The organism is Mycobacterium sp., assembly GCF_049585075.1.
Classification (GTDB): domain Bacteria; phylum Actinomycetota; class Actinomycetes; order Mycobacteriales; family Mycobacteriaceae; genus Mycobacterium.
The window spans coordinates 1-3,125 of the sequence record NZ_JBAUZA010000335.1; the positions used below are offsets into that span (position 1 = coordinate 1).

2 protein-coding genes and 2 pseudogenes are annotated in these 3,125 nt (G+C 67.1%); all 4 read left to right on the forward strand.

Features of this window, described 5'->3' with window-relative positions; translation table 11 throughout:
* Nucleotides 1–385: pseudogene (locus WB785_RS15880) on the forward strand (hypothetical protein); the annotation flags it as partial.
* A gap of 139 nt (nt 386–524) precedes the next feature.
* Nucleotides 525–1,883: a Pup--protein ligase gene (gene pafA / locus WB785_RS15885; protein WP_424080279.1), complete on the forward strand. Its 1,359-nt coding sequence runs from the start codon at nt 525–527 to the stop codon at nt 1,881–1,883.
* A gap of 9 nt (nt 1,884–1,892) precedes the next feature.
* Nucleotides 1,893–2,885, forward strand: a complete 993-nt coding sequence (locus WB785_RS15890; protein WP_424080280.1) for a helix-turn-helix transcriptional regulator — start codon at nt 1,893–1,895, stop codon at nt 2,883–2,885.
* Nucleotides 2,885–3,125, forward strand: a pseudogene (locus tag WB785_RS15895) (protein pafC); the annotation flags it as partial. The gene WB785_RS15890 and the pseudogene WB785_RS15895, both read left to right, overlap by 1 nt.

Genomic DNA, 3,125 nt, shown 5'->3' on the forward strand with positions numbered 1-3,125 from the left:
GGACGACCGCTCCCGCGCACTCGTCCTGGGCCTTGGCGCCGGCGGTGGTTTCGGGGTCGTCGAGATCGCCGTCCGACTGATCGATCCGATCGATCCGACCAAGGCCGATTTCTACACCAACCCCGCGGTGTACGCGGTGGTCACAGGCGGAGCGGCCGGATTTTTGCTGCTTACCTCCGCGTTGAGCCGCGGATCGGTCACCACTGCCGTCGCCGGGATGGTGGTCGGTGAAACCGTCGGCCCTGCGGTTGTCGGGGTGGCCTGGCTCGGCGACCAAACCCGGCAGGGCTTGAGCTGGATGGTGGTGGCCGGGTTCGTCATCGCCGTTGCCGCGACTCTGGCACTGAGCCGATTCGGCGAGGCGCCCAGCCCTGTCGAATCCTGACTGGAGTTTTGCGCTGCGACGCGCGGCTATGAGTCAAAGTGCAATGACAACACTCGGTTTGGCGCGGCAGCCGCAGTCCACACCACACTCTCGGCGGGGGTTGCGCACTTGTTGCGCACATAACCAGTACGCTCGAATCGTGCAGCGGCGGATTATGGGCATCGAGACCGAATTCGGTGTCACCTGCACGTTCCACGGTCATCGGCGGCTGTCGCCGGACGAGGTGGCCCGCTATCTGTTTCGTCGGGTGGTCTCCTGGGGCCGCAGCTCCAACGTTTTCCTGCGCAACGGCGCACGGTTGTACCTCGACGTGGGCAGCCATCCCGAATATGCCACCGCGGAATGCGACAGCCTGGTGCAGCTGGTCACCCACGACCGCGCGGGCGAGCGCGTGCTGGAGGACCTGCTCGTCGACGCCGAGCAGCGGCTCGCCGACGAGGGCATCGGCGGCGACATCTACCTGTTCAAGAACAACACCGACTCGGCAGGCAACTCCTATGGCTGCCACGAGAACTACCTGATCGTGCGCGCGGGGGAGTTCTCCCGTATCTCCGACGTACTCCTGCCCTTCCTGGTCACCCGCCAGCTCATCTGCGGCGCAGGCAAGGTGCTGCAGACCCCGAAGGCCGCGACGTTCTGCCTCTCCCAGCGCGCCGAGCACATCTGGGAAGGTGTCTCTAGCGCGACGACCCGATCCCGTCCCATTATTAACACCCGCGACGAGCCCCATGCCGACGCCGAGAAGTACCGCCGTCTGCACGTCATCGTCGGCGACTCCAACATGTGCGAGACCACCACGATGCTCAAGGTGGGCACCGCAGCGCTGGTGCTGGAAATGATCGAAGCCGGGGTGGCATTCCGCGACTTCTCGCTGGATAACCCGATCCGGGCGATCCGCGAGGTCAGCCACGACGTGACGGGTCGGCGGCCGGTGCGGCTGGCCGGAGGCCGTCAGGCCAGCGCCTTGGACATCCAGCGGGAGTACTACGCGCGCGCCGTCGAGCACCTGCAAACCCGCGAACCCAACGCGCAGATCGAGCAGGTCGTCGACTTGTGGGGGCGCCAGCTCGACGCCGTGGAAAGCCAGGATTTCGCGAAGGTCGACACCGAAATCGACTGGGTGATCAAGCGCAAGTTGTTCCAGCGCTACCAGGACCGCTACGACATGGAGCTGTCCGACCCGAAGATCGCTCAGCTGGATCTGGCCTACCACGACATCAAACGCGGTCGCGGCGTCTTCGATCTGCTGCAACGCAAGGGTCTCGCGTCGCGCATCACCACCGACGAAGAAATCGAGGAAGCCGTCGACCAGCCGCCGCAGACCACCCGCGCGCGGCTGCGCGGCGAATTCATCAGCGCCGCCCAGGCCGCCGGTCGCGATTTCACCGTCGACTGGGTGCACCTCAAACTCAACGATCAAGCCCAACGCACCGTGCTGTGCAAAGACCCGTTCCGGTCGGTCGACGAGCGGGTCAAGCGGCTGATCGCCAGCATGTAACTTGGGCCCGTGGCGACCTCCAAAGTCGAACGGTTGATGAACCTCGTCATCGCGCTGCTGTCCACCCGTGGCTACATCACCGCCGAAAAGATCCGGTCCAGCGTCGCGGGGTACTCGGACACCGCGAGCGACGAAGCGTTTTCGCGAATGTTCGAGCGCGACAAGAACGAGCTGCGCGATCTGGGCGTACCGCTGGAGACCGGCAAGGTGTCGTCGTTCGATCCGGTCGAGGGCTACCGGATCAACCGCGAGGCCTACGCGCTGCCCGCCGTCGAGTTGACCGCCGACGAGGCGACAGCCGTCGCCGTCGCCACCCAGTTGTGGGAGTCGCCGGAGCTGATCACCGCCACCCAGGGTGCGCTGCTGAAGTTGCGGGCGGCCGGCGTCGACGTCGACCCGGATGCGCCGGTGGCGATCGCGTCGCCGGCCGGGACCCTGGGACTGCGCGGATCGGAAGACGTTCTCGGAGCGTTGCTGGCGGCTATCGACTCCGCGCAGGCCGTGCAATTTCCGCACCGACCCTCACGCGCCGAGCCGTACACCGTGCGCACGGTCGAGCCGTGGGGCGTGGTGACCGAGAAAGGCCGCTGGTATCTCGTCGGGCACGACCGTGATCGCGGCGCCACCCGCACGTTCCGGCTGTCCCGGATCGGCGGCGAGGTGACCCCGACCGGCCCGGCCGATGCCTTCACCCGGCCGACGGACGTCGACCTGCGCGCGATCGTGGCCGAGGCGGTCGGTGAGACGCCGTCGGGCGTGCGGGCTCAGGTCTGGGTGGCCGACGGCCGGGCCACCGCGCTGCGGCGCGCCGGGACGTCGCTGGGGCCGCAGGAGCTTGCCGGCCGCGACGGCGAGATCATCGAACTCGACATCGGAACCACCGACCGATTGGCGCGCGAAATCACCGGCTACGGCGCCGACGCTGTCGTGCTGGAACCGTCCTCGTTGCGCGAAGAGGTGCTGGGCAGGTTGCGCGCCCAAGCCGAGGAGGAGGACCGCTGATGACTCCGGTATCGACTCGGCTGGTTCGGCTGCTCAACATGGTCCCGTACTTCCAGGCCAACCCGCGGGTCACCCGCGCCCAGGCCGCGGCTGACCTGGGCGTTTCGGTCAAGCAGTTGGGGGAGGACCTCGATCAGCTGTGGCTGTGCGGCCTACCCGGCTACAGCCCGGGCGACCTGATCGACTTCGCGTTCGAGGGCGACACCATCGAGGTGACGTTCTCGGCGGGCATGGACACGC